The 18,426-nt window shown below is 65.4% G+C and carries 20 protein-coding genes and 1 pseudogene; 3 read left to right on the top strand and 18 right to left on the bottom strand.

The features are described from left to right. Positions 1 to 14: 14 nt before the first annotated feature. From flgE to flgB, 4 genes are all read right to left on the bottom strand, one after another. On the bottom strand, positions 15 to 1,454 hold the full coding sequence (gene flgE / locus ACFOSU_RS09775; RefSeq protein ID WP_380688917.1) for a flagellar hook protein FlgE: 1,440 nt from the start codon (positions 1,452 to 1,454) through the stop codon (positions 15 to 17). 98 nt (positions 1,455 to 1,552) lie between these two features. Further along, positions 1,553 to 2,257 (bottom strand): flagellar hook assembly protein FlgD, encoded by a 705-nt coding sequence (locus ACFOSU_RS09770; RefSeq protein WP_380688915.1) that lies wholly within the window; start codon positions 2,255 to 2,257, stop codon positions 1,553 to 1,555. A gap of 14 nt (positions 2,258 to 2,271) precedes the next feature. Then, positions 2,272 to 2,676, bottom strand: coding sequence for a flagellar basal body rod protein FlgC (gene flgC / locus ACFOSU_RS09765; protein ID WP_380688913.1), 405 nt, complete (start codon positions 2,674 to 2,676; stop codon positions 2,272 to 2,274). A 21-nt stretch (positions 2,677 to 2,697) separates the two neighbouring features. Continuing rightward, positions 2,698 to 3,123, bottom strand: coding sequence for a flagellar basal body rod protein FlgB (flgB, locus tag ACFOSU_RS09760; RefSeq protein ID WP_380688911.1), 426 nt, complete (start codon positions 3,121 to 3,123; stop codon positions 2,698 to 2,700). A gap of 165 nt (positions 3,124 to 3,288) precedes the next feature. Between flgB and flgA the strand changes: the two genes are divergently transcribed. The 3 genes from flgA to ACFOSU_RS09745 all read left to right on the top strand — a co-directional run bounded on the left by flgA (position 3,289) and on the right by ACFOSU_RS09745 (position 4,896). Next, positions 3,289 to 4,011, top strand: coding sequence for a flagellar basal body P-ring formation chaperone FlgA (gene flgA / locus ACFOSU_RS09755; RefSeq protein ID WP_380688909.1), 723 nt, complete (start codon positions 3,289 to 3,291; stop codon positions 4,009 to 4,011). Between the two features lie 140 nt (positions 4,012 to 4,151). After that, positions 4,152 to 4,427: a flagellar biosynthesis anti-sigma factor FlgM gene (gene flgM, locus ACFOSU_RS09750; RefSeq protein WP_380688907.1), complete on the top strand. Its 276-nt coding sequence runs from the start codon at positions 4,152 to 4,154 to the stop codon at positions 4,425 to 4,427. A gap of 10 nt (positions 4,428 to 4,437) precedes the next feature. Beyond that, positions 4,438 to 4,896, top strand: a complete 459-nt coding sequence (locus tag ACFOSU_RS09745; RefSeq protein WP_380688905.1) for a flagella synthesis protein FlgN — start codon at positions 4,438 to 4,440, stop codon at positions 4,894 to 4,896. 25 nt (positions 4,897 to 4,921) lie between these two features. On the opposite strand, the gene ACFOSU_RS09740 is transcribed toward ACFOSU_RS09745, so the two are convergent. The 14 genes and pseudogenes from ACFOSU_RS09740 to flhD form a co-directional block, all read right to left on the bottom strand. Continuing rightward, positions 4,922 to 5,341 carry a flagellar protein FlhE gene (locus ACFOSU_RS09740; protein ID WP_380688903.1) on the bottom strand — a complete coding sequence of 140 codons (420 nt, stop codon included), beginning with the start codon at positions 5,339 to 5,341 and terminating at the stop codon, positions 4,922 to 4,924. Positions 5,342 to 5,350: 9 nt separating this feature from the next. Beyond that, positions 5,351 to 7,426 (bottom strand): flagellar biosynthesis protein FlhA, encoded by a 2,076-nt coding sequence (flhA, locus tag ACFOSU_RS09735; RefSeq protein ID WP_380689240.1) that lies wholly within the window; start codon positions 7,424 to 7,426, stop codon positions 5,351 to 5,353. An 8-nt stretch (positions 7,427 to 7,434) separates the two neighbouring features. After that, the gene (gene flhB, locus ACFOSU_RS09730; protein WP_380688901.1) at positions 7,435 to 8,586 is read right to left on the bottom strand and encodes a flagellar biosynthesis protein FlhB; all 1,152 of its coding nucleotides are present in this window, start codon (positions 8,584 to 8,586) and stop codon (positions 7,435 to 7,437) included. 128 nt (positions 8,587 to 8,714) lie between these two features. Further along, positions 8,715 to 9,392: a protein phosphatase CheZ gene (cheZ, locus tag ACFOSU_RS09725; RefSeq protein WP_380688899.1), complete on the bottom strand. Its 678-nt coding sequence runs from the start codon at positions 9,390 to 9,392 to the stop codon at positions 8,715 to 8,717. 44 nt (positions 9,393 to 9,436) lie between these two features. Continuing rightward, positions 9,437 to 9,826, bottom strand: a complete 390-nt coding sequence (gene cheY, locus ACFOSU_RS09720) for a chemotaxis response regulator CheY (protein ID WP_380688897.1) — start codon at positions 9,824 to 9,826, stop codon at positions 9,437 to 9,439. 66 nt (positions 9,827 to 9,892) lie between these two features. After that, positions 9,893 to 10,951 (bottom strand): protein-glutamate methylesterase/protein-glutamine glutaminase, encoded by a 1,059-nt coding sequence (locus ACFOSU_RS09715; protein ID WP_380688895.1) that lies wholly within the window; start codon positions 10,949 to 10,951, stop codon positions 9,893 to 9,895. Next, a complete protein-coding gene (locus ACFOSU_RS09710) occupies positions 10,951 to 11,613 on the bottom strand; it encodes a chemoreceptor glutamine deamidase CheD (RefSeq protein WP_380688893.1) in 663 nt (220 codons plus the stop codon). Before ACFOSU_RS09710 ends, ACFOSU_RS09715 begins: the two co-directional genes overlap by 1 nt. Then, positions 11,610 to 12,455 (bottom strand): CheR family methyltransferase, encoded by an 846-nt coding sequence (locus tag ACFOSU_RS09705; protein WP_380688892.1) that lies wholly within the window; start codon positions 12,453 to 12,455, stop codon positions 11,610 to 11,612. The genes ACFOSU_RS09710 and ACFOSU_RS09705 overlap by 4 nt, the downstream gene beginning before the upstream one ends. A gap of 111 nt (positions 12,456 to 12,566) precedes the next feature. Further along, positions 12,567 to 13,058 carry a chemotaxis protein CheW gene (locus tag ACFOSU_RS09700; protein ID WP_380688890.1) on the bottom strand — a complete coding sequence of 164 codons (492 nt, stop codon included), beginning with the start codon at positions 13,056 to 13,058 and terminating at the stop codon, positions 12,567 to 12,569. Next, positions 13,055 to 15,097, bottom strand: coding sequence for a chemotaxis protein CheA (cheA, locus tag ACFOSU_RS09695; RefSeq protein WP_380688888.1), 2,043 nt, complete (start codon positions 15,095 to 15,097; stop codon positions 13,055 to 13,057). Before cheA ends, ACFOSU_RS09700 begins: the two co-directional genes overlap by 4 nt. Before the next feature lie 145 nt (positions 15,098 to 15,242). Next, the gene (motB, locus tag ACFOSU_RS09690; RefSeq protein ID WP_380688886.1) at positions 15,243 to 16,241 is read right to left on the bottom strand and encodes a flagellar motor protein MotB; all 999 of its coding nucleotides are present in this window, start codon (positions 16,239 to 16,241) and stop codon (positions 15,243 to 15,245) included. Beyond that, a complete protein-coding gene (gene motA, locus ACFOSU_RS09685) occupies positions 16,238 to 17,119 on the bottom strand; it encodes a flagellar motor stator protein MotA (RefSeq protein WP_380688884.1) in 882 nt (293 codons plus the stop codon). The genes motB and motA overlap by 4 nt, the downstream gene beginning before the upstream one ends. Before the next feature lie 125 nt (positions 17,120 to 17,244). Further along, the gene (flhC, locus tag ACFOSU_RS09680; protein WP_380688881.1) at positions 17,245 to 17,799 is read right to left on the bottom strand and encodes a flagellar transcriptional regulator FlhC; all 555 of its coding nucleotides are present in this window, start codon (positions 17,797 to 17,799) and stop codon (positions 17,245 to 17,247) included. 215 nt (positions 17,800 to 18,014) lie between these two features. Then, positions 18,015 to 18,308 (bottom strand): annotated as a pseudogene (gene flhD, locus ACFOSU_RS09675) (flagellar transcriptional regulator FlhD); the annotation flags it as partial. Between the last annotated feature and the right edge of the window lie 118 nt (positions 18,309 to 18,426).

Below are 18,426 nucleotides of genomic sequence, written 5' to 3'. Positions count from 1 at the left end.
TTGACGGTTATCGACTAGCGCAGGTTGACCGCGGTCTGCAGGACCTGATCCTGCGTCTTGATGGTCTGGGCGTTGGCCTGGTAGTTGCGCTGGGCCACGATCATGTCGACCAGCTGCTGGGACAGATCCACGTTGGAGCCTTCCAGGGTGCCGCCCAGCAGATTGCCGAGCTGACCGACGCCGGCTGTGCCCAGCGCCGGCTGGCCGGAATCGGCAGTTTCCGTCCAGGCGTTGCCGCCGGCCGGCGACAGGCCCTGCTCGTTGCGGAAACTCGCCAGCGCGACCTGGGCCAGATTCAGCGACTGGCCGTTGGAGTAGTTGCCGCGGATCATGCCGTCGCTCTGGATGGCAATGCCGGTCAACGAGCCGGAGGCATAGCCGTCCTGTGCCGGGTTGCCGGCAGCGAAGGACTGCGCTGTCTGCGCGGTGCCGGCGAAGTCGTAGGTGAAATCGATCGGCGCGGAGCCGTTTGCGGCGTCCAGGTTGAACGCCACCGCGGAGTCGGGCAGATCGTCGGCCTTCGTGCCGGTGGCCGGCGAAACCATGGTCAGATTGCCGTTGGCATCGAACGCCATGGTGGACTCGGGCAGCTGCTCGACGTAGCGGATCTGGCCGCCGGAAAAGGTGCCCCCGGCATCCGCCGTGGCGCCGGAGACGACCGCCGTATACAGATGATCGGTGCCGTTTGTCGTGACGCTGATGTCCCGGGTGACGCCGTTGCCGGAGGTCGTCGGGTCGAACGTGCCCGGATAGGCGGCACCGGATGTCACCGTGCGCGGCAGCGAGGACTCTTCGCTGAGCGGCATCTCGCCATTGACGGCCCACTGGTTTTCGCCGGTCTTGGTGAAGTACAGGTTGATGCTGTGCGCATTGCCCAGCGAATCGAACACCGTGCTCGGCGTACTCCAGTTATAGGTGCTGGAATCGTTGCTGTCGAAGGTATCGCCGATGATTTCAGCGCCGGCATCGAGGCTGGCCTGCAGCGAAGCGTCGGTGGTCGCACGCGCATTGAGGCCTTCCGCCGGCAACTGGATCGCGCCCGGGTTGCCGCCGGCGTTGATGCGCGGCGCGGCGTTGGGGTCGTTGAAATTGGTCACGTTGTAACCGGTCAGCAGCGCGCCCTGGCCGTTGGCGATGTTGCCGTCCCGGGTCTGCTGGAACTGGCCGTCGCGCGAGTAGACGGTCTGATTGCCGTCCTGGAGACGGAAGAAACCGCCACCGTCGATGGCCAGATCGAGACTGCGCCCGGTCGTGCTCAGCGGGCCGCCCTCGAAGCTCTGCGTGATACCGCTGACCTGTACACCCAGTCCCGTCTTGGCGCCGGCGTACAGATCGGCGAATTCACTGCGACCGGTCTTGAACCCCACGGTCTGCGAATTCGCGATGTTGTTGCCGATCGTGTCGAGACCGCTGGCGGCTGCGTTGAGCCCACTTACACCCTGCGTGAAACCCATGATTCGTCCCCGTTTGTCGTGTCGTTATGAGAAGAAGTATTCACGCTGTGCGTGAACGGTATTTCGTCGAACAGCGCTCGTTTTCTGGCCCTGTTCCTTCAGATGATCTGGCGAATGTCGTCGAGCGAGACCAGCCCCTTGGGCCCTAGATCCAGTTTCGGCGCGCCTTCACCGGCGACCACGCCGCCGACATAGCCCATCGACAACGGCTGCACATCGATCGCTTCGCCGGCCGCGTTCACGGCCTCGATGTTGAGCTGGTAGTTGCCCGCGCCCACCGCCTGTTCACTGGCGTCCTTGCCGTCCCACTGGAACGACTGCACGCCGGCCTCGATGTCTTCATAGCTGGACTGATGCACCACCGTGCCCATCGCGTCGCTGATGGTGACCGTGATCTCGGCCGCATCCTCGGGCAGTTCCATGCCGAACGGGGTGGCCGCGCCCTCGTCACCGACCCCGATCTCGGCGCCGGGCACCAGCACGTTGCGGCCGATCAGCGCGCTCGCCTGCAGACGCTGACTGGTATCGATCTGGCCGGTGATCGAGCCGAGCGTGTCGTTGAGGTCATTGATGCCCGAGACCGTGTTTATCTGCGCGATCTGCGAGGTCATCTGCGAGTTGTCCATCGGGTTGAGCGGATCCTGGTTCTTCATCTGCGCCACCAGCAGGGTCAGGAACTGCTCGCTCAGATCCGCGGTGCGCTCACGTGCCGCACTGGCGTTTGTGTTTGCCGCCGCCGCAGCCGCGGTGGCGGCGGACGCGGCCGAACCGGACGACGCCGCGCCGAGAATATCGTTGGCCATGTCTGAGTCCTGGGTTATTCGCCGAGGGTGAGGGTGCGCAACATCAGCTCCTTGCTGGTGTTGAGCACTTCCACGCTGGCTTCGTAGGAGCGGGCCGCCGAGATCATGTTGATCATCTCGTCGGTGGGATTGACGTTGGGCATCTGCACATAGCCGCGGTCGTCGGCCATCGGATGGCTCGGGTTGTATTCCTCGCGAAACGGGGATTGATCCTCGATCACGTCGGACACGCGCACGCCGCCGATCTCGCTGCCCGGCTCGGCCTGCAACTCGAACATCACTTGCTTGGCACGGTAGGGCTCGCCGTCAGGCCCGGCCACGCTGTCGGCGTTGGCCATGTTGGACGCGGCCACGTTCATGCGCTGCGACTGCGCGCTCATCGCCGAACCGGCGGTATTGAAGATGCTGTACATCGCCATCGCTGTTTCTCGGTTATCGGCTTAACGTTCGGGTTGCATGGCCGACTTCAGGCTCTTGAGCTGGCTGCCCAGAATCTGCAGGTTGGCCTGGTAATGCACCGCGTTCTCCATGAACTCGACGCGCTCGACGTTCATGTCGACCGTATTGCCGTCGAGGCTGGGCTGGGTGGCATTTCGGTATTCAAGTTTTGCCGCGCCGGCCGATAGGCCCTGCGCCTGACCGGCGATATGGCCGGCGGCGGTGGTACGCAGGGTCAGCGCGTTGGGGCCGGCCGGGGCGTTGCTGCCCATGGCGCGGTCAAGTTCGGATTTGAAATCGAAATCGCGTGCCTTGTAGTTGGGCGTATCGCTGTTGGCGATATTCGCGGCCAGCACTTCCTGGCGTTGACCGCGCAGGTCAAGCGCCTGCTTGTAGAAGGCGAGCGACGCGTTGAGTCGATCGAGCATGTCCCCCCCGGATTGGCTCTGTCAGGCAGCCATACTAGGCATGCCTCACGCGCACGTATCGATCGAATAGGCTCCGCTTTGGCGCGCATTTCGCGGCTTAGTCGCGCCGGGCGCGGGCTACAATCCGGCCGTTGCAACCGTATCGGGCAGGGGGCCGGGGATACGATGAAGCCAGGCAAATCAGGACGCATTACTGCGCGCGCGACGGCAGCACGAGGGCTTGCCGGCCTGTTCCTGTGGTGCCTGACCGGGGCGGCTGCAGCCAACAGCAGCCTTTCCACCACGCTCGAGGACAGCATCGTTTCCTTCCTCGAAGCACACAGCGACGCTGCCCCCGAGCAGCTGCACATCGCCATCGCCGAGTCGGCAGCGCGCATGGGTCCCTGCCGCGCGCCCGAACCGTTTCTGCCGGGCCGTTCTCAGCGGGTGGCCGGACGCCTGACCGTGGGCGTGCGCTGCCCGGGGGATGCCCCGTCGCTGCGCTACTACCAGGCCGACGTGGCGGTCGAGGCCCCCTACTACGTGGCTACCCGCACGATCGATCCGGGCGAGACGATTCGCCCCGCCGACCTGCGCCAGGTCACCGGCGAGATCACACGCCTGGCCGGCAACGTGGCCACTCGCGCCGACGAACTGGTCGGCCGGGTGGCCGTGCGGCGTATCGCCGCCGATCTGCCGTTGCGCGTGTCCATGGTCGCCGAGCCGCGCGTCATCGAACGCGGCGCGCACGTACGCGTGATCAGCCGGGGCAACGGTTTTTCCATCACCACCGAAGGCAAGGCGCTGGACAGCGCGACCCGGGGCGGTCGCCTGCGTGTGAGCACCGATGGCGGCGCCGTAGTGCGCGGTATGGCCGAGGCCGCGAACACGGTGGTGGTCGGGCGCTAGCCTCGCCCCGGAATCCGCTACGCGCGTTTGAGTCTCGGCGGTCGCCGTTCAAAAGATGCATCAATGGCATTAAAGTAAAAACTGCTGCGGCCGATCTTGCCGCCATCCGACGCATGAGATGCACCCCGAGGATGACTGTCATGAACATCGACCCGACCCAGAACCGAAGCCATATCAACGGCACCGAAGTGCGCGAGCTCGACAAGACGGCGAGCGCGCAGGCCCCCAAACAGACCGACGCACCGCGCGAGTCCGCCCGCTACCAGGCCTCCATGGCCAGCGACACCTCGCAGGACATCGACGCCGCACGCGTGGCCGAAATCCGGCAGGCGATCAGCGACGGCAAGCTCGAAATCAACGCCGACCGTATCGCCGACGGCATCATCGCCAGCGCCAAGGCGCTGATCGAAGAGTAGACAGCCCGCCATGACCCGCGACTTTCAGGCTCATCTCGCACATCAGCACGCGCGCCTGGGCGAGTTCATCGCCCTGCTCGGCCGCGAGCAGTCGGTCCTGGCGGCTACGCCGGTGGCGATCGATGCGCTGTCGGATATCACCGAAAACAAGCGCACGCTGGCCGCGGAACTCGAACAGCTGGAAGCACAGCGCCAGCAGCTGGTGATCGCGCACGGCGAAGCCGCCGATCGTGCCGGCGCCCAGGCGTTGTCAGAACGGCTCGGCTGCAGCGATCTGTGGCAGGATTTCATTGCCCGCGTGGACGAAGCGAGCACCCTGAACAGGCTCAACGGCCTGTATATCGGCACCCGCCTGGATCACACCCAGCGCACCCTGGGTTTTCTGCGCCAGATTTCGGCCCAGAGTCTGTATTCGGCGGACGGCCAGCGCGCGCCGAGCAGCGGCCGCCGCATCTCCAGCGGCGCCTGATCCGCGGCGCCCGCCGCAGCCGGACTTACTCGAAGTTCACCACCAGCTGCAGCGGCCCGCCGCGCCGCGGCGTGGCGAGCATGCCGCGGCCGGGCAGAATGAACACGAACCGAAACGGTGTCGCCGGCGCAAGCCCCGCGAAGGCCGTACTGCGCCCGGTGGGCGTCAATGCCTCGATGCAGCGTCTGCCCGCGCATAGCGCCACCCGCGGCGGCCGGCCGCTGTTGCCGAATTCGTAACGCCAGCTCACCGACGTGATACCGCGCCCGACCAGCGGCGTGCTCGCGCGCGGCTTTAGGATGCGGGTGTCATAGCGCCAGCCGCGCTGGCGCAGCGTCGGCGTGGTGGCGTCGGCCACCCAGCTGCCGGCGGCCCTGGCCGGCACCATCGGCACGCTGGCCAGCAGCGCCGCGACCAGCAGCAGGTACGCCGGGTTCGCGAACATGCACCTGGCCTAGCTGCCGCCGATGAGCGTGGTCACCCGCAGGCTGCGGTCATCGGGGATCTCGTTCTGCGACAACACCACCAGCCGCGGCAGACGCCGGCGCAGGAACCGGGTCAGCAGCGGACGCAGTTCGTGCTGGACGACCAGCACCGGCGGCACGCCGCGCTCTTCCTGGCGCGCGGCGGCCTGCTCGGTCTGCTGCATCAGTGTTTCTGCCAGCCCCGGCTCCATGCCACCGCCGTTCGACAGCGCCTGGGTCAGCATCTGCTCGAGGCGCCCGTCCAGGCTCATCACCTCCAGCTGCTCGGCGGCACCGAACCAGTGCTGGACGATGGCACGCCCCAGCGCCATGCGGATCACGGCGGTCAGTTCATTGGGATCGGCGCTGTGCTCGCCGTGGACCGCGAGCACATCCAGTATCTTGCGCATGTCTCGGATCGAGACGTCCTCGTCGAGCAGGTTCTGCAGGATCGCGGTGAGCGTGCTCAGGGCCACCGGCTTGGGCACGACGTCGTCGACCAGCTGGGGCGAATCTTTTTTCACGCGGTCGAGCAGCTGCTGGGTCTCCACCCGGCCGAGCATGCGGCCGGCGTTGACGGTCAGCAGATGATTGATATGGGTCGCGATCACGGTGGCCGCGTCGACCACCGTGAAACCCTGGGCCTCGGCCTGATCGCGATGGCTGTCCTCGATCCACGTGGCGGGCAGGCCAAACGCCGGGTCCACGCCGTCGCGCCCCTCCAGAGTACCGCTGGCGTGGCCCGGGTTGATCGCCAGCCACTGCCCCGGGAAAGCCTCGCCGCGGCCGATCTCCACGCCGTCCAGCGCCAGGCAATAGGCATGCGGGCCGAATTCGAGATTGTCGCGAATATGCACGACCGGCGGCAGAAAACCCACCTCCTGGGCAAATTTCTTGCGTACGCCCTTGATCCGGCGCAGCAGCTCGCCGCTCTGCTGCGCATCGACCAGGCCAATCAGCCGATAGCCGACTTCCAGGCCCAGCGGATCGATGAGCTGTACGTCTTCCCAGCTGGCCTCCTGGGTCTCGGGCGTCGCCACCGGCGCCGGCACCAGCGCGGCCGCGCTGGCCACCCGGGTCCGTTCGCGCTGGGTCAGCCACCAGCCGAGACCGCCCAGCAGCGCGGTGAAGAACAGGAACACCATATTCGGCATGCCCGGCACCAGGCCAAGCAGGCCGAGCACGCCGGCGCACAGAAACAGCACCCGCGGATTGGTGAACAGCTGACCGATGAGCTGCTGACCGACGTCCTCGTCGCTGGATACCCGCGACACGGTCACGCCGGCGGCGGTGGAGATCACCAGCGCCGGCACCTGCGCGACCAGGCCGTCGCCGATGGTCAGCAGCGTATAGGTGCGGGCGGCCTCGCCGAGGCCGAGGCCGTGCTGGCCCATGCCGATGAGCAGACCGCCGATCAGGTTGATCACCATGATCAGGATGCCGGCGATGGCATCACCACGCACGAATTTGCTGGCACCGTCCATGGAGCCGTAGAAGTCGGCTTCCTGCGAAGTCTCCCGGCGCCTGGTCTTGGCCGTCTCCTCGTCGATCAGACCGGCATTGAGATCGGCGTCGATGGCCATCTGCTTGCCGGGCATGGCGTCCAGGGTGAAGCGCGCGCCGACCTCGGCGATACGCCCCGCGCCCTTGGTGATGACCATGAAATTGATCACGATCAGGATCAGGAACACCACCAGACCGACCGCGAAATTGCCGCCGACGAGGAACGCGCCGAAGGCCTCGATCACGTTGCCCGCCGCGCCCGGGCCGGTATGTCCGTTCATCAGCACTACGCGCGTGGAGGCCACGTTCAGCGACAGGCGCAGCAGTGTGGCGAACAGCAGCACCGCCGGAAAGGCAGCGAAATCCAGCGGCTTGGTGGTGAACATGCTCACCAGCAGTACCATCACCGACAGCGCGATGTTGAAGGTGAAGAACAGATCCAGCACGAACGGCGGCAGCGGCAGGATCATCATCGCCATGATCATCAGGATCAGCACCGGACCGGCCAGCATCTTGAGCTGGTTGATGTCGGTCAGGCCGGCGCGGCCGAAGAAGGCGGTCATGGACTGATTCACTCGGCGCTCTCCGTATTCAGGGCCGTATCCAGTTCCGGCGGCACCTCGATGTCCTGCGGGGGTGCGGGTCGATCGGCGCTGCCGTTTTGATGGCGTTCGAGCTGAAACACCCAGGCGAGTACTTCGGCGACGGCCGTATACAGCACCGCGGGAATTTCGGCTTCGAGTTCGGCATGCCGGTAGAGCGCGCGCGCCAGCGGCGGCGCGGCCAGCTGCGGCACGCCGTGCTCGGCGGCCAGCTCGCGAATACGGGCGGCCACATGATCGGCGCCCTTGGCCACGACCTTGGGAGCACTCATCTCGCCGTCGCGATAGGCCAGCGCCACGGCGAAGTGGGTCGGGTTGGTCACAACGACGTTGGCCTTGGGAATCTCGCTCATCATCCGCTTGCGCGCCATGGCCTGCTGTTGCTGGCGGATGCGGCCCTTGAGCTGCGGGTCGCCCTCGGTTTCCTTGTGCTCCTTCTTGATCTCGTCGCGGCTCATGCGCAGCTTCTTGTGGTGGCTCCACAGCTGGTACGGCACGTCGATAAGCACGACGATGACAAACGCCAGCAGCATCAGCGCACAGCAGGCCACAACCAGCTCGAGCGCGTGCAACAGCGCCCCGCGGCTGGGCTCTCCGGCCAGCGCGAGCAGCTCGTGCATATGCGCATAGATGAAGCTGGCAGCCACCGCTCCCACCAGCACGGACTTGGCGATGGCCTTGACCAGTTCCGCCACCGACTGGCTCGAAAATAGGCGCCCCAGCCCCTTGAACAGATCCAGGCGCTTGAGATCGACCTTGATCGACTTCGCAGAGAACAGCCAGCCGCCCAGCAGCGTCGGTGCGAGCAGCGCCACCACGGCCAGCGCGCCCAGCAGCGGCGCCAGCGCCTGCAGCGCGAGCGTGGCCTGGATCCAGAGCCGGGCGAGCATGCGCGAGGTGTCCATCGCCGCGCCGGCGTCGAAGTCCAGACTCATGCGCATGACTTCTGACAGCAAACGGCCGGTCCAGCCGGACAGCATGTACAGCCCGCCCAGGCCGGTGCACAACAGCATCAGCGTGGCGAGCTCGCGCGAACGCGGCACCTGCCCCTCTTCGCGCGCCTTTTCCAGGCGGCGGGGGGTTGCCGGTTCGGTTTTCTCCTCGTCGCTGTCTTCGGCCATCCACGATCCAATACGCCGTCGAGCGACGACTGAGGCTGGGCGTGGCCATTATGCCGAGGCGGATACGCCCGGCGATCGCGTGAATAGCGCCGCTATTGCGTGCTTATCGGTGCATGGCGCGGAGCGCGCTAGAAGCCGAGACTGTCCAACAGGTCGTCCACCTGGCTCTGATCGGTAACGATATCGGCGGCGTCGGGCTTGATCTGCGGACCGTTGAGCAAGGCGCTGTCGTCATCGCGTTCGTCGCGATTGCGGCGGCTGTCGTTGAGCGCGCGCGCATGGTCTTCGGTGATGTGCTCGAGCAGCACCTCCACCAGCTGATGTTCGATGCGGCGAACCACCTCCACGAGCTTCTTGATCACCTGCCCAGTCAGATCCTGAAAATCCTGCGCCATCATGATCTTATGCAATTCGGCGCTGGTCGCGCGCGTCTGTTCCGGCACCCACTGCAGATAATCACGGGTGTCGGCGACCAGATCACGTGCGTCGGCGAGGTCAATCGGAGCCTCGAACCACTGGTCCCAGCGGCCCTCGAGCGCGCTCGCGCGCTGCGCGACGACCTCCTGCAGCGGCTGCGCGACTTCGATCGAAGACAGCGTCCGCTCGGCGGCCTGTTCCGTGGTGGTGGCGATATACGACAGCCGATCGCGTGCGTCCGGAATGGCATCGGCGGCCTTCTGGACTTCCTTGTCCAGCCCGAGCTCACGCATGCTGTCGTGCAGGGCACGCGTGAGCTGGCCGATGCGCCCGATCAGCTCGTGGGTATCCGGCGTCGGCGCCGCCGCGCCTTCGGCAAAATCGCTCATGCTGGCCTCGTGATTGCGTGATTCAAAGGATTCGGGACAACTGCCTACATCCCGAGTTTTTCAAAGATCTTGTTGAGCTTTTCTTCCAGCGTCGCCGCCGAGAACGGCTTGACCACGTAACCGCTGGCGCCGGCCTGGGCCGCGGCGATGATGTTTTCCTTCTTCGCCTCGGCGGTGACCATGAGCACCGGCAGGCTTTTCAGGCGGTCGTCGGCGCGAATCTGCTTGAGCATTTCCAGCCCGTCCAGATTGGGCATGTTCCAGTCCGAGACCACGAACTGGAAGTTGCCGCCGCGCAGCCGCTCCAGCGCTTCGGCGCCGTCCTCGGCTTCTTCCACATTGGCATATCCGAGCTCCTTGAGCAGGTTGCGCACGATACGACGCATGGTGGAAAAGTCGTCGACGACGAGGAAACTGAGATTCTTGTCGGCCATTTCTACCTCGATGATCAGTGTTGCTACGGCGCAGCCGCGCCTGTTGTCGAAAATCGCGGCCCGCGCTCAGATACGCAGGCTGCGATGGTGATCGGTGGCCAGCGCCGCCAGCGCCTGTTCGCACATCTGCCCCAGCGGCACGACCTGCGCCGCCGCCCCGATGGCAATGGCCTCGCGCGGCATGCCGAACACCACGCAGCTGCCCTCGTCCTGGGCCAGTGTCGTCGCGCCGGCCGCGCGCATTTTCAGCAGACCCTGAGCGCCGTCCTTGCCCATGCCTGTCAGCAGGATGCCAACCGCATTGCGACCGGCATGGCGCGCGGCCGAGTCGAACAGTACGTCCACCGACGGCCGATGCCGGTTGACCGGCGGTGCCTCGTCGAGCGCAACGACATAGTTGGCGCCGCTGCGTGCCAGGCGCATATGCGCGCTGCCGCCGGGGGCGATATAGGCATGCCCGGGCAGCACGCGCTCGCCGTGTTCGGCTTCCTTGACCTGGATTCGGCACAGGGAGTCGAGCCGGCGCGCAAACGAATGGGTGAAACCGGCCGGCATGTGCTGGGTGACCAGCACCGCGGGTGCGTCCGGCGGCATCGGCACCAGCAATTCGCGGATCGCCTCGGTGCCGCCGGTGGATGCACCGACGATGAACAGTTTCTCGCTCGATACGCGCGGCACGGCAAGCAGGCGTGACGACTGCGCCGGCACGCTGCGGCGCGGGCTGGCAAGCGCGGCGGCACGGATCTTGTCAACGATCTCGCCGCCGTAGTCGAGCATGCCGTCGCGCACGTTCACCCTGGGCTTGGCGACGAAATCGACGGCACCGAGTTCCAGCGCCTGCAGCGTGATCTCGGAACCGCGCTCGGTCAGCGACGAGACCATCACTACCGGCATGGGCCGCAGGCGCATGAGCTTTTCGAGAAAGTCGAGGCCGTCCATGCGCGGCATCTCGACGTCGAGCGTGAGCACATCGGGGTTGTGCCGCTTGATCAGTTCGCGCGCGACCAGCGGATCGGGCGCGGTGGCCACCATCTGCATGTCCGGCTGTTCGTTGACGATGGCGCTGATCAGGCTGCGGATGAGCGCGGAATCGTCGACACAGAGCACCTTGATCGAATCCGCCATCACTCGACTCCCTGGCCATGGCGCACCGCCGCAGCACTGGTGCGGGCCGCGGCCTCGGCGCGGGCGAGCGTACGCGCCAGGGCCAGCTCGCGCTCGGCCAGGTCCTTGTCGTGGCGCTTGAAGCGGCGTACCAGCACCCGCCCGCTGGACGGGAAATAATTGACCCGGCGCGGGCAACGATCGCCCAGGTCCTCGGCCACCAGGGCGATGCCTCGATCGGCCAGATACCGGCGCAGGAAATCCGTGTTGGCCTCGCCGATGCGCGCGATCTTCATGTCGTTGAGCACCATGCCACCGCCGAAGGCTTTTGCCTCGAGGCGCTCGCGGCGTGCACCGCCGGCGTACAGCGCCGCGAGCAGCGCGTCCATGGCATGTACGCCATAGCGCATCGCCGCGCGCGGATCGACGAGCGTATCCGGCCCGGCCGCCGGCAGCATGAAGTGGTTCATGCCGCCCACGCCGGCGACCGGGTCACGCAGACAGGCCGCGACGCAGGACCCCAGCACCGTGGTCAGCAGCATGTTCTGATCGGTGGCGTAGTACTCACCCGGCAGCAGCTTCACTGCGTCGCAACCGTGGTCGCAATCGAAATACTCATACGCGGCCAGCCCGTGACGCGAGCCGTCGCGACCGGCAAGAATACTGTTCGAGGCGACGCTCACGAGGCCGCACGCACCGCTGATGCGCGTTCATAGACGGTATGGCTGCGCAGCGTGAACGCCGTGGTGATATGGCTAAAGTTCTCGGAGTGGCCGGCGAAGAGCAGGCCATCGGACTTGAGCAGGCCGGCAAAGCGTTCGAGCACCGCGCGCTGAGTGGCCTGATCGAAATAGATCATCAGATTGCGGCAGAAGATCACGTCGAACGGGCCGTTCATGGCCCAGTCGCGCGAGAGCAGGTTCAGCGGCCGGAATTCGACCATGTCACGCAGCGTCGGCGCGACCCGCGCCAGGCCCGCGCGCGAACCCGAGCCGCGCAGGAAGAACTGCTTGCGCTGTGCCTCGGTAAGTTTGTTCACCTCGGCCAGCGGGTAGATGCCGGCCTCGGCGTCGGCGAGCGCTTTGGTGTCGATATCGGTGGCGAGAATACGCGCTGCGCGGCCGCGCTCGCCCAGGGCCTCGACCAGCGTCATGGCGATCGAATACGGCTCCTCGCCGGTAGACGCGGCACAGCACCAGACCGACAGCGGCCCGGGGCGTGTCTTCGCATGCGCGGCGAGCAGCGGAAAATGATAGGACTCGCGAAAGAAGGCGGTCAGGTTGGTCGTCAGCGCGTTGACGAAATGTTCCCACTCGGGATGTTCCGGCCGCGACTCGAACAGCGCCAGATAATCGGCGAAGCGCCGCTGGCCGAGCGCGCGCAGACGCTTGGCCAGCCGGCTGTAGGCCATTTCGCTCTTGTGCGTGGCGAGCGCGATCCCGGCCTTGGCGTGGATGAGCGCACGAATGCGCTCGAAGTCACGGTCGGTGAAGATCAGATCCCGATTGTGCTGGGCAGCCGCCACGTCATTGCCTCACATTCGATCGATCGGACACCGGCACCCTTGCCCGCCTTCGTCGCTCGCCGCAGCACTATCGGCGGGCGGCCGAATCTCTTGAAAAGATGCGGCGCGGGCTCACGTCGCGGCCTGCTCGACCATGGCCATTTCACGGCTGGTCATCATCTTCTCGATATCCACCAGGATGAGCATGCGGTCGTCGATGCTGCCCAGCCCCTGCAGATACTCGGTCGACAGACTGGAGCCGAAGTCGGGCGCGGCCTTGATCTGGTCGGGGCTCAGGCTGAGCACGTCGGACACACCGTCGACGACCACGCCCATCACGCGCTCGCCGATGTTGAGCACGATCACCACGGTGTGTGCGTCATAGGTCGCGCTGCCGAGGTCGAACTTCACACGCAGATCCACGATCGGCACGATTTCGCCGCGCAGATTGGTCACACCCTTGACGAAATCGGGCACATTGGCAATGCGGGTGACGCCGCTGTAGCCGCGAATCTCCTGCACCTTGAGGATATCCACGGCGTACTCTTCGGTGGCGAGGGTGAACACCAGCACTTCCATGTTCGTGCTCTCATCCGGGGATTGGTAAGCGACTGCCTGACTCATGACACGATCTCCTGCTCCATGATGACGGACGGCATATCCACGCGCGTCGCGGCTTTTTGACGCTGGCGGCTCAGACGAGACAGGGCCAGCACGTCGAGAATGAGAGCGACACTGCCGTCGCCGAGAATGGTTGCGGCGGACACGCCGGGGACCTTGCGATAGTGGGTCTCGAGATTCTTGACCACGACCTGGTGCTGGCCGATCAACTCGTCGACGAACAGGGCGAACGGCCGCCCCTCGCTCTGCACCACCATGACGATGCCGCGCGCCAGATCGGTCTCGGCGTGGGGCACGTCGAACACGCGATGCAGTTCGACCAGCGCGAGGTACTCGCCGCGGACGTGGATGACACAGCCGCCGCCGGCTATCGGCTTGACCTGTTCGGGCTTGACCTGCATCGATTCCATGATCGCGCCGAGCGGCATGATGAAGACTTCCTCGCCCACCCGCACCGACATGCTGTCCATGATCGCAAGCGTGAGCGGCAGTACGATGCGTACGGTGGTGCCCACGCCGGGCTCGGAGGCCAGATCGACGTGGCCGCCCAGCTGCTGGATGTTGCGCTTGACCACGTCCATGCCCACGCCTCGGCCGGACACGTCGGTGACCGTCGCGGCGGTGGAGAAGCCGGGCGCGAAGATCAGCTGCCAGACATCGTCGTCGCTCATGACGTTGGCGATCGGCACACCGTTCTGGCGTGCCTTGTCGAGCAGGCGCTCGCGGTTCAGGCCCGCGCCGTCGTCGCGGATCTCGATGAGGATGTTGCCGCCCTGATGACGCGCGGCCAGGGTCAGCGTACCGGTGCGCGGCTTGCCGGCGGCTTCGCGCACGTCCGGCGTCTCGATGCCGTGGTCGAGGCTGTTGCGCACCAGATGGGTGAGCGGATCCATGATGCGCTCGATCAGGCCCTTGTCGAGTTCGGTCGACGCACCCAGGGTTTCCAGTTCGACCTGCTTGCCGAGCTTGCTGCTCAGATCGCGTACCAGCCGCGGGAAACGGCTGAAGACATAGTCCATCGGCGTCATGCGCACCGACATCACCGCTTCCTGCAGGTCACGCGCGTTGCGCTGCAGCTGGTTCATGCCCTCGGCCAGGCGCGCAGCCAGATCCGGGTCGAGGCCGGCGGTGGTCTGTTCCAGCATCGACTGGGTGATGACCAGTTCGCCGACCAGGTTGATGATGCGGTCGACCTTATCGGTGGACACGCGCAGCGACGACGATTCGGTGCCCGCCGCGCGCTTGTCGGCCCGGGCCGGCGCCGGCTCTTTGCCGGATGACGCGTCGCTTGCAGGCGCGGATGCCGGCTCGGCCCCGCTCGCCGCTGCCAGCTCGTCCGCGGGCGCGGGCGCCGGGCCGCTGGCCGCCCCGCCAGCTACATCGGCGACCGGCACGATAGACAACTGGTCGGCGTCGACGATAAAGCACAGTACCGACTCGATATTCGCTTCGGACTCGTCCGAACTCAGACGCACCGTGAGCCGGTCGGCGCTGCTCTCCTGCCCCAGAACGTCGCCGAACAGGCTCAGTTCCTCGACCAGCACGGCGTGTTCGCTGGCAACGGCCGCACGGATCGTGATCTCGAGCACGCGCGGATCGCCGGCCAGCGGCTCAGGTTGCGGCGGCGTTTCAGTTTCAGGCATCGGGGGCGGAACCGCGTCGTCCGCGGCGAGTTGGCGCAGGGTCGCACAGATGCGCTCATAGGCCGCTTCGTCGGGCGTGTCCTGTTCGCGATAGGCCGTGATCTGGTCCTTGAGCATGTCGCGGGTCTGCAGGAAGACATCCACCATGGCGCGATCCAGAGTCAGCTCGTGATGGCGCGCCCGGTCGAGCAGATTCTCGAGCAGGTGGGTGGTGTCCTGCAGGCAGGCGAAGCCGAAGGCCCCGGCGCCGCCCTTGATTGAATGCGCCGCCCGGAAGATGGCGTTGAGATCCTCGTCGTCCGGCGCCGCAATATCCAGATTGATCAGCAGCCGCTCCATGTCGTCGAGCAGCTCGTCGGCCTCGTCGAAGAAGGTCTGATAAAGATCACTGATGTCCATGGCCTGACTCATGCTGGGCCGCACCGCGAGGCGCCGTGTGAATCACTCTTCACTAGCGACGACTATCGTTTGCGCGCCACGAAACTTTAGGAACGGTCGCGCCACAGCGCGTTGCCACGCCCCTGGCGGGGCAGCGCGCCCGTGGTCAGAACCCTGCCGATACGAGCCCGTGGGCCCGGAAGGGATGGACGAAAAGGTCCATGCCGTCGAACAGCGACAGCACGGGCGCGGCGTCGACGGGCGGCGTCACGGCCTGGCGCGGCGCATCGGCACTACGTCCGGCGGGCACGCTCGGCGACGGCGCAAAGGCGTGTCCTTCGGTCTCGATGCGCTCCTGAGCCTCGGCGTTGAGCACCAGAATACTGATCCGTCGGTTGGCCGGCGCGCCCGGGCCGTCGCCGGGCACGCGCTCGGTCGCCGCTGCGCCGATCACCCGCAACAGCTTGTCGGGCGCGTAGCCGGCCGCCACCAGAGCCCGCCGAGCCGCATTGGCGCGATCGCTGGACAGTTCCCAGTTGCTATAGGTCGCCGCGCCGCCGGCATAACGCAGGTCGTCGGTGTGGCCGGTCAGCGTGATCTTGTTGGGCATCCGATCCAGCCGCGGCGCGATCGCGATGAGCAACTCGCGCACATAGGGCTCGATGCGTGCGCTGCCAATCTGGAACATGGGCTTGTTGCGATCGTCGAAGATCTGGATACGCAGACCGTCGTGGACCATTTCGATCTTGAGTTGAGACGACATGGCGTTGAGCGCCGGATCCTCGTGGATGAGGCTTTCCAGGCGCTGCTTGAGCTGCGACAGCCGGTTGCGATCGACCGTATAGTTGGTGGCATCGCGCCGCGTGAGCGCCACCTCGCCGTCCGAGTGGATCGGGTCGTCGCCACCGCCGGGGATCGCGCTGTTGCTGGCGGTATTACGATCACCGCCGACCAGGGCGACGCTTAGAGGCGTCCGAAAATATTCACTGACCTCGGCCATCTCCGCCTTGCTCAGACCACCGAGCAGCCACATGACGAGGAAGAACGCCATCATCGCTGTCATGAAGTCGGCATAGGCGATCTTCCAGGTACCGTGCGACCCCTGATGTGCCGTCGGGCGCTTGCGCTTGACGATGATCGGGCGCCGTGAGCCTTGCTCGCTCATGCGCCGGCCTCGCGGCTCGGCGCCATCTTCACTTCGCGCACATGGTTTTCGAGTTCGTCGAAGGACGGCCGCTCGGCCGAGAACAGTGCCTTGCGCCCGAATTCGATGGCGATGGGGGGCGGATAGTTGTTCAGATGCGCGAGCAGCGTGACCTTGATGCTCTGCAGAATCTTGCTGACGTCCTCGACCTGTGCGCGCACCCGCGCCGCCACCGGCGACACGAAGCCGTAGGCCAGCAGGATGCCGAGGAAGGTGCCGACCATGGCGTGCGCAATCAGCGGCCCGATGCCGGCCGGGTCCAGCGCGGCCGCGCCGAGCGCGTGCACCACGCCCATGACCGCCGCAACGATGCCGAACGCCGGCAGCGAATCACCCATGGCGGCCAACGCGTTGGCCGGAATGTCGGCCTCGTGCTGGAAAGTCTCGATCTCGTGATCCATGAGCGCCTCGATCTCGATGGCATCCATGTTGCCGCTGATCATCAGGCGCAGGTAATCGGTGATGAATTGCATGATCAGCGGGTCGCCAACCAGACCGGGATAAGCCGAAAACAGCGCACTCTGGGACGGATTCTCGATATCTTTTTCCAGCGCCATCATCCCGGACTGGCGGGCCTTGGCCAGCAGCAGATAGAGCAGCGTCATCAGATCCAGGCAGACATTTTTCTGATAATGCGAGCCACGCATCAACTTGGGCAGGGTGCGGATCGTGGCCTTGATCCCCTTGCCGTTGTTCGAGGCCACGAACGCGCCCAGGCCCGCGCCGAAGATGATGATGAGCTCAGCGGGCTGGTACAGCGCACCCATATGGCCGCCGACCAGCGTATAGCCGCCCAGGACCGAAGCGATGACGATGAAATAACCCGCGAGTATGAGCACGATGCTTCCCTTGCCGGCGTGGCATGCCACGCACAATGAGGACTATTACGCCCTCATAACGGCAATCGGTTACAAAGCTTGAACAGCGGCCGGCTACCGACCTTCGGCACGGGCGGCGCTTCTGACTAGGAGGAGCGCTCGGTACGGGCGCGGGCACGCGCCGCCTTGCGGGTCTTGCCGGCCCGGGATGGCGGCTGACAGATCCCGCAGACGAAATCCTGATCCAGCGTGTAGGCGTGGCTGACGAACTTGCCGGCACAGCGCGTGCACTTCGACAACTGCATCATCTCGCTTTCGAAGAACCGAATCAGCATCCACGCCCGCGTGAGTGTGAGTACGGGCTTGCCGTCATCCTGCAGCGGCACCTGCTCCAGATACAGCCGGTAGGCGTTGACTACCGCCTGCATGCGGCTACGAGCGGGATTGCGGCGCAGGTATAGATAGGTGTTGTAGAACAGCGAGGAATGGATGTTGGGCAGCCACGTCACATACCAGTCGGTCGAGAAGGGGAGCATGCCCTTCGGCGGCGACTCGCCATGTATCTCCTTATAGAGATTGATCAGGCGTCGACGACTTATCTGGGTCTCGGTCTGAAGCACCTGCAGGCGTGCACCGAGGGTGATGAGTTCGATCGCGAGACTGATCTGCTTGGCCTCGTCGATTACACTTTTTTCCGACATTCTGGTTATACCGCCACCTACTCCGGCTTGTTCGGGCCGGCGCGCCGATCGCCGCTACGACGGTCGACCTGTGAACGGCGACTCTCCTTGCGCCGCTCACCGCGTCGCTGCTCGGGCCCGCTCCAGTCGCCGGCGGCATTGATACGGCGTTCGCCTTTGCGGCGCTCGCCGATGCGTCGTTCGCCGCCGCGCCGCTCCTGATCTCGCTTATCCTGACTCGACAACAGAATTGCGGCATGGACACGGCGCATGTCGTCGTCCTTGGCCGCATTCACCAACGAGTAGAGCTCCGACGCGTCGCCGAGCGAGAAATGGCATAGCAACTGGTTACAACGCGCCAGCTTGACCAGATCCGGCAACGGAATCTTGCTCAGCAGGTCAGCCATCTCCTCATCGATCTTGAGCCGAAACATGGCCAACTCGCGATCGCTGTTGATCAGCCGCTGCATGAGCAACAAATATGACAGATTGACATCTCGAACATCGTCGAGCAGGTGCTCTGTACTCATCCCCCCCCCTTAAGCCCTACCAGCCGAGACGCGCGCGATGGCTTGCCCTGAAAAAGCATTCTTTGCTCTTTCACGGCTGATCGTCGGCTCGCTGTTCTTGCAGACTAGATAAGCAGCG

Origin of the sequence: Salinisphaera aquimarina, assembly GCF_042643355.1 — a bacterium.
GTDB classification, from domain to species: Bacteria; Pseudomonadota; Gammaproteobacteria; order Nevskiales; family Salinisphaeraceae; genus Salinisphaera; species Salinisphaera aquimarina.
Note: the sequence above shows the minus strand (reverse complement) of the source record. Positions and strands in the feature narration are given on the sequence as shown.

Bases quoted from the DNA above. Each gene is read 5' to 3' on its own strand.
- flgE (WP_380688917.1), bottom strand. From the start codon at position 1,454: ATGGGTTTCACGCAGGGTGTAAGTGGGCTCAACGCAGCCGCCAGCGGT.
- ACFOSU_RS09770 (WP_380688915.1), bottom strand. From the start codon at position 2,257: ATGGCCAACGATATTCTCGGCGCGGCGTCGTCCGGTTCGGCCGCGTCC.
- flgC (WP_380688913.1), bottom strand. From the start codon at position 2,676: ATGGCGATGTACAGCATCTTCAATACCGCCGGTTCGGCGATGAGCGCG.
- flgB (WP_380688911.1), bottom strand. From the start codon at position 3,123: ATGCTCGATCGACTCAACGCGTCGCTCGCCTTCTACAAGCAGGCGCTT.
- flgA (WP_380688909.1), top strand. From the start codon at position 3,289: ATGAAGCCAGGCAAATCAGGACGCATTACTGCGCGCGCGACGGCAGCA.
- flgM (WP_380688907.1), top strand. From the start codon at position 4,152: ATGAACATCGACCCGACCCAGAACCGAAGCCATATCAACGGCACCGAA.
- ACFOSU_RS09745 (WP_380688905.1), top strand. From the start codon at position 4,438: ATGACCCGCGACTTTCAGGCTCATCTCGCACATCAGCACGCGCGCCTG.
- ACFOSU_RS09740 (WP_380688903.1), bottom strand. From the start codon at position 5,341: ATGTTCGCGAACCCGGCGTACCTGCTGCTGGTCGCGGCGCTGCTGGCC.
- flhA (WP_380689240.1), bottom strand. From the start codon at position 7,426: ATGACCGCCTTCTTCGGCCGCGCCGGCCTGACCGACATCAACCAGCTC.
- flhB (WP_380688901.1), bottom strand. From the start codon at position 8,586: ATGGCCGAAGACAGCGACGAGGAGAAAACCGAACCGGCAACCCCCCGC.
- cheZ (WP_380688899.1), bottom strand. From the start codon at position 9,392: ATGAGCGATTTTGCCGAAGGCGCGGCGGCGCCGACGCCGGATACCCAC.
- cheY (WP_380688897.1), bottom strand. From the start codon at position 9,826: ATGGCCGACAAGAATCTCAGTTTCCTCGTCGTCGACGACTTTTCCACC.
- ACFOSU_RS09715 (WP_380688895.1), bottom strand. From the start codon at position 10,951: ATGGCGGATTCGATCAAGGTGCTCTGTGTCGACGATTCCGCGCTCATC.
- ACFOSU_RS09700 (WP_380688890.1), bottom strand. From the start codon at position 13,058: ATGAGTCAGGCAGTCGCTTACCAATCCCCGGATGAGAGCACGAACATG.
- cheA (WP_380688888.1), bottom strand. From the start codon at position 15,097: ATGGACATCAGTGATCTTTATCAGACCTTCTTCGACGAGGCCGACGAG.
- motB (WP_380688886.1), bottom strand. From the start codon at position 16,241: ATGAGCGAGCAAGGCTCACGGCGCCCGATCATCGTCAAGCGCAAGCGC.
- flhC (WP_380688881.1), bottom strand. From the start codon at position 17,799: ATGTCGGAAAAAAGTGTAATCGACGAGGCCAAGCAGATCAGTCTCGCG.